Consider the following 6461-nt stretch of genomic DNA (forward strand, 5'->3'; position numbering starts at 1 on the left):
AGACGCACAGCGCCTCGGTGTCTCCAAAATGGCTATCCTCGGACACGAACAGTTTTTGCAACCCGGCTAAGGAAACATCATGGTCAAGACAACAGAGTTCCGTGTGGAGGGAGCTGTGCCGTCCGCTCAGGCTTTCCGCGATGCCATGAGCCGTCTGGTGGCACCGGTGGCGCTGGTCACGACTAGCGGCCCCGCCGGGCGGCACGGTCTGACTGTTTCTGCGCTCTGTTCGGCCAGCGCGGAGCCGCCTTCCGTGCTGCTCTGCCTGAACCGCGACAGCCGCTCTCATGCTGCTTTTGTTGAGAATGGCGTTGTGGGCATCAGTCTTCTGGCGCCGGGGGATGAGGCGCTGGCCATGCGCTTTGCCTCCAGCCGGGTAACGCAGGATGAAAAATTCTCTTCTCACGACTGGCAGGAACCCGAAGGTAGGCCGCCCGTTCTGGCCAGTGCCGCCGTATGGCTGACAGGCCGTGTGGCGGCTTTCTATTCGGCTGGCACGCATGACATCCTGCTCTGTCATGTTGAGGAGATCGGGGCTCCCGCGCAGGATGTGACGGGGCTGGCGTGGTTCGGGCGTGATTTTCATGCCCTGTCCGTGCAGCCTGCCCCTGTTCCGGCCTGAGTGGCCCGCAAGAAGTCCACTGGTTTTTTTCCAGTATGTGCACTAGCGTTTATCGTATGAAACTCACGCATGGTGGTATGTCATGACTGCTCCTGTCTCTCCTAGAGGGGGCTCGCATGCAGCGCCCTTCATTCTCCAGCGCTGGTCGCCCCGCGCGTTTACACCTGTCGGGATAAGTGATGCGGATTTGCTCGCCCTGCTTGAAGCAGGGCGCTGGGCTCCGTCGGCCTATAACCACCAGCCCTGGCGGTTTATTCATGCCCGGCGCGATACCCCGGATTGGGAGCGCTTTCTAAGCTGGCTTATCCCGTTCAACCGGTCATGGGCGGAGCAGGCCTCGGCTATCGTGTATGTGGCGTCACGCCGGGTGACGGACGATACAAAAAATGGTGGCGTGCGCGCCAACCCCACCCATGCTTTCGATACCGGCGCGGCCAGCGTGCTGGTGCAGTTGCAGGCATGGCAGAGTGGCTGGGCTACCCATCCCGTCAGCGGTTTTGATCATGCGCTGGCGCATGAAGGGCTGGGCCTGCCGGAAGATCATGACCTGCATGCGGCTATTGTTATCGGGCGTCAGGCCCCGGCGGATACCCTGCCGGAAGGGCTGGCCGAGCGTGAGCAGCCGTCTGACCGCCTACCGCTGGCCGATGTCGTGTTTGCCGGGCGTTTTCCCGTTGGGTAAGGGGCGCTAAGCAGCCCTGACAGGAAAAAGGCCCGGCAGTTCAATGCCGGGCCTTTTTTATGGTGCTGAGGCTTTATGCCGCCCTGTGGAGGGCGGCATGGGCATGGCCGGATTACAGGTCCAGACGGGCACTCAGGGTTATGGTGCGGGGGGCACCGGGGAAAATGTTGTAGCTGCCACGGCTCATCCAGTACCGGACCCCGCCGACATTTTCGACATTGGCGCGGAAAGTCAGTGTATGGGAGTCGACCCGTGTGGTGTAGGCAGCGCCGATTTCGCCTACGATATAGGAGGGCATGCGCACAGTATTGGCGGCATCCAGCCAGCTCCGTGAAACATAGTTGAACCCTGCATTCACGCTCAAGCCCTTAACGAGCGGCACGCGATAATCAGCATTGAAAGCAGCCTGAAAAGGTGCGACAGCTTCAAGCTGGTGTCCGGCATAACCGGCTGCGGCCTTGACGTAGCGCGCATCCAGATAAGCAAGACTACCATTCAGGTTCAGGTCTTTCGTGACCAGCCATGAGGCTGAGGCTTCAACCCCCTGATAGCGCGAAACGCCATCCTGCACGTAATCGTTCTGGATGTTTGTGTAGGCGGCTCCGGTATCCATACGGAATACGGCCAGTGTACCGCTGAAAGTCCGGCGCTGGACTTTGACACCCAGTTCATACTGGTCGCTGCGGATCGGGCTGAAGACCTCGCCGTAATTGTTGGTGCCCTGTGGGGCCTGCCCACCAGCCTGGACGGCCTGCACCCAACTGAAATACGCATTGAGCCATGGCGTGGCCCTGTAGCTGAGCGAGACCACGGGCGTTACCGGGTTGTTGCGATGTGAGCCTGTTGTGCTGCCAGTTTTTGAATAATCATCTTCTCTGTAGGCGGTGTAGCGCGCCCCGGCCATGAGCGACCATTTGCCCAGACTGATGGTGTCGCTCCAGAAAGGGGCAAGCTGCTGGTAGTTGATATAGCGGTACATGCGCGGGTGAAAATCCGTGGCGCTGGTCAGGCTTGGGCGATCGGTATAAATATTGCCGTATTCAAAAGGAAGCTTGGCACCGACATTGGCATCCCAGTCAAAATTCTGTTGCAGCCATGTCAGACCCACCATGACATCATGATGCAGGATTCCGGTATCGAAATGCCCCTGTGTGGTAAAATCGACCTGATGGTAAGTCAGAATCCGCAACTGCTCATAAGCCTGACTTTTGTAATCGCCTCCGGCACTGGTGAAGTAAAGCTGGCTTGCGGGAAACTGCTCGTCCAGATGGGTGTAGGCATAGGTAAGGCTTGCGGTCCAGTTACGGGCAAAGTCCCAGTCCAGACCGGTGCTGAAGCGTTTGAGGTCGTTGGTTTTCCGTGAGTTGGGAGCCCCGAGCGGTGTTCGCCCGCTGATAGGCGTGACCGCCAGCCCCGGTGTGGTCAGAACGGTGTTGACCATGCCTTTTTGCAGCGTATTCATGTAAAAACTGTTGAAACGCCAGTGCAGTTTATCAGTAATGCGCACATTTGTCGTAAAGGACATGGAAAAATTGCGGACAAAGCTCGAGTTATATTGCTCGCCCTCTTCGCTGCCGAAGGAAAGCCGGGTCTGGATCCGGTGCGCGGAATCGAGCGAACCGCCGACATCGAGCATCTGGCGGAAAACGGCATCGGAACGATAGCCCGCTTCAAGTGTCAGCTTGCGGTTTTCCACCGGGGCTTTCAGCCGGTAATCCAGCACACCGCCCGGCGAGCCAAAGCCATACATGAAGGCCGATGCCCCCTTATAAACCTGTATGGTATCGAAATTGGCCACGGGCAGGTCGATATACCAGAAAGGGATGGCCATACCGTCTATTTTATAGCCGTTGGTCCAGTCCAGATTCAGGCCGCGCACACGCACACTGGAGCCCGATGCCGTGGCACCGCCGTTGGAGGTGGCCTGCACGCCCGGTTCGTACCGCATGACATCGTTGATATCATTGGCCTGTAGGGCTTCCATACGGGCCGCGGAAATGGAACTGACGGAAAAAGGTGTTTCAAATTCTGATTTGTCGCCAAGCGCACCTAGCGGCACCTTGCGGGCAAGATGCGGCGTATTGCGGTTGGTATGAACCGTTATGGCCTCTGCCGCCCCTATCAGGGGTACGGGTGCCTTTTTGGGCGTTTTGGCAATAATGGGTGAAGTGTTCTTATGCGTTGCGGCGGCGGCGGTGGTCTGCGCGGTGGCGAGACCGGGCAGCGATGCAAGCAGAAGGGCGCGAAACCCTGTGCGGACCATGGCGATGCAATCTCCGTGCAAAAATAACGAATGTTGAAGGGTTATGCGGCGTGATGCGCCGTGGCGTTTTCCCGTGCGATCAGTTCACGCACGCGGGGGATCAGTTCACGGCCGAACAGCACGGTGTCCGGCACGGGATCAAAACCCCTGATAAGGAAAGTATGAATACCAAGACGGTAGTACTGCAAAAGGCTTTGCGCGACCTGTTCGGGTGTGCCGACTAGCGAGGTCGAGTTCCAGCGTCCGCCCGTGGCCTGAGCAACGCCGGTCCATAGCCGCTCATCATGCCGTGCGCCGCGCGCGGCAATGGCTTGCAGCCTGCGTGAACCTTCATTGGTGGGCAGGGTCGAGGCCGTGGGGCGTGCGCCCGCGCTGTCGAGCGCTATGTTGCCCGATTGCTGGGACTGCTGCTCGCGCTGCTGGCGGGCAATCAGAGTTGCCTCTATGGCGGCGGCGCGTTCCCATGCCTCTTCTTCCGTTTGTGCAATAATAGGGCGGAAGGAAATGGAAAAACGCAGCGTGCGGCCATGGCGGCTGGCCGCGTTGCGGACGCGGTTGACCAGTTCCGCCGCCTGATCCAGCGGTTCCCCCCACAAGGCGTAGCCATCCGCCAGTTCTGCCGTAACGGCAATGGCCTCATCCGACGCGCCGCCGAAATAAACCGGCACGCTGCCTTCATGCCGGGGCAGAATGGCCGCCTGCGCACCGCGAATACGGTAAAAGGCCCCGTCATGATCAAAAGCAGGGCCGCCCTGCCATTCCCGCCGGACAATGCGGATATAGTCTGCCGCGCGCGCATAGCGTTCGGCTTTGGTCAGGTGGTCGCCATCGGCCTGAAGTTCAACATCATTACCACCGGTAATGACATGCATGGCCACGCGGCCACCTGTCAGGGCGTCAAGGGTTGCAAACTGTCGGGCTGCAAGCGTGGGGGCAGCAAAACCGGGGCGGTGGGCTACCAGTACGCCCAGCCTGCTGGTGGCCAGCGCTGCATGCTGGGCCACAAGCAGGCTGTCAGGCGAGTGGGAATGAAAAGCCACCAGCACGCGGTCAAAACCACCGCGCTCATGTAAAAGAGCGGCATTTTTGATGTAGGCGGGGTCTACCTCAGGGCCATGAGGGCCGACGATTTCGGTCTGTTCTCGGGCACTGACGTAACCGATAAATTCTACTGACATTTCACGTAAATCCCATAGCGTTCATGACGTGATAATGCGGTATTTTTATGTGAAAATCATATAAGGAATGGCAAAGACTGACTTTGTAAATTATCGATACCTGTCTCCGTGTTCTGGGGTTTTTTCAGGCATGCACGCCCAGTTCTTCCAGTAGTCGGGTGCGCAGGCGTTCAAAAAGCGGATCGGCATGGTGGCGGGGGCGCGCAAGGGGAATGGGCAGGTCCAGTCTGATACGCCCCTTGTCCAGAACAATGGCGCGATCAGCCAGAGTGAGTGCTTCATCCACATCGTGGGTGACAAGCAGCACGGCACTGTGGTGGCGTTGCCAGAGTGTGGCCACAAGGGCCTGCATGCGCAGGCGCGTTAGGGCGTCGAGTGCGGCAAAAGGTTCATCCAGCATTAGAAAATCCGGCTCGCGGATGAGCGCGCGCGCAAGGGCTGCACGCTGTGCCTCGCCGCCGGAAAGGGTAAGCGGCCAGGCATCCTGCCGGTGCGCAAGGCCTACCTCATCAAGCAGGCGGGTGGCCTGTTCGCGGGTGGCATCGCTATGGGCAAGGGCCACGTTTTCCCACACTTTTTTCCAAGGCAGCAGGCGGCTTTCCTGAAAAACAACGGATATTTCCTTGGGGGTGGACACGCTGCCTTCCGTTACCGGATCAAGCCGCGCCAGTGTGCGCAGTAATGTGGATTTTCCCGAACCGCTATGGCCCAGCAGGGCCACGAACTCACCGGGGGCGATATCAAGGTCAAGCCCGTGCAGCACGGGCGGGCCACCACCAAAGCGGCGGCTAAGGCCCCGCACACGCACGGCGGGCTGGTGGGGCTGTGTATAAGGAGCGTGCTGCTGCAACAGGGTTTCAGTCATGGTGCTGTGCGCCTCCGTTGTCTGGGGGCAGGCGCCATGCCAGCGCACGGCGTTCGACCATACGCACCCCCTGATCCGAAATGAGACCCAGCAGGCCGTAAACCGCAAGGCCAACGAAAATGATATCAGTGCGCAGGAAATCCTGTGCATCCATCATCATATGTCCGATTCCGCTATTGGCGTTGATCTGCTCGGCCACAACCAGCATCAGCCATGAAATGCTTACCGCCAGCCGGATACCCACCAGCAGGTCGGGCAAAGCACCGGGCACGATCACGTTGCGGATGGTCTTCCAGCGTGACAGGCCGATGGTGCGCGCCATTTCCAGCAGTTTGGGGTCTATCGCGCGAATACCTTTATGCAGGTTGAGATAAACCGGAAATGTCGCCCCCAGAGCCACAAGCAGAACCTTGGGCGTTTCGCCAATGCCGAACCAGAGAATAAACAGTGGTGCTAGTGCCAGAACCGGCAGCGTGCGCAGAATCTGGATCGGGGCATCAATAATGTTTTCGCCAATGCGTGATAATGCGGCGAGTAGTGCGAGAACAACGCCCGTAACCAGCGCCAGCGCCAGCCCTGCAACAGCCCGGAGCAGCGAAACCCCCAGATTGGCCTGAAGCGAGCCCTCCTGCGCCAGCCCCCACCCCGTGGCGAGAATCTGCAATGGCGAGGCGAATAACCGGGTTGAAATCAGCCCGGTGGAGCAGGCAGCCTGCCAGAGCAGCACAAGCACCAGTGGCGAGAGGTAGCGCCCCAGCGTGCGGAGCGGGCTCCAGCGGATACGGCGTGCCTGACCGCGCGTTCTGGCCAGCTTGCGGGGGGAGCGGGCCGGGGGGGCGTGGGTTGTCGTG

General features: G+C 59.6%; 6 protein-coding genes. 2 read left to right on the plus strand and 4 right to left on the minus strand.

Features of this window, described 5'->3' with window-relative positions:
* Nucleotides 1-79 precede the first annotated feature (79 nt).
* Nucleotides 80-622: a flavin reductase family protein gene (locus ABF757_RS11965; RefSeq protein WP_415482556.1), complete on the plus strand. Its 543-nt coding sequence runs from the start codon at nt 80-82 to the stop codon at nt 620-622.
* Between the two features lie 82 nt (nt 623-704).
* Complete coding sequence (locus ABF757_RS11970; RefSeq protein ID WP_415482558.1) at nt 705-1304, plus strand: nitroreductase family protein; 600 nt, start codon at nt 705-707, stop codon at nt 1302-1304.
* Between the two features lie 112 nt (nt 1305-1416).
* Here ABF757_RS11970 and ABF757_RS11975 read toward each other — a convergent pair whose 3' ends face one another.
* The 4 genes from ABF757_RS11975 to ABF757_RS11990 form a co-directional block, all read right to left on the minus strand.
* The gene (locus ABF757_RS11975) at nt 1417-3567 is read right to left on the minus strand and encodes a TonB-dependent siderophore receptor (RefSeq protein WP_415482559.1); all 2151 of its coding nucleotides are present in this window, start codon (nt 3565-3567) and stop codon (nt 1417-1419) included.
* A gap of 41 nt (nt 3568-3608) precedes the next feature.
* Nucleotides 3609-4745 carry an LLM class flavin-dependent oxidoreductase gene (locus ABF757_RS11980; RefSeq protein WP_415482560.1) on the minus strand — a complete coding sequence of 379 codons (1137 nt, stop codon included), beginning with the start codon at nt 4743-4745 and terminating at the stop codon, nt 3609-3611.
* Nucleotides 4746-4869: 124 nt separating this feature from the next.
* On the minus strand, nt 4870-5610 hold the full coding sequence (locus tag ABF757_RS11985) for an ABC transporter ATP-binding protein (protein ID WP_415482562.1): 741 nt from the start codon (nt 5608-5610) through the stop codon (nt 4870-4872).
* Nucleotides 5603-6391: an ABC transporter permease gene (locus ABF757_RS11990; protein WP_415482563.1), complete on the minus strand. Its 789-nt coding sequence runs from the start codon at nt 6389-6391 to the stop codon at nt 5603-5605. Before ABF757_RS11990 ends, ABF757_RS11985 begins: the two co-directional genes overlap by 8 nt.
* Nucleotides 6392-6461: the final 70 nt, after the last annotated feature.

The sequence above is a fragment of the Acetobacter papayae genome, assembly GCF_047721125.1.
Classification (GTDB): domain Bacteria; phylum Pseudomonadota; class Alphaproteobacteria; order Acetobacterales; family Acetobacteraceae; genus Acetobacter; species Acetobacter papayae.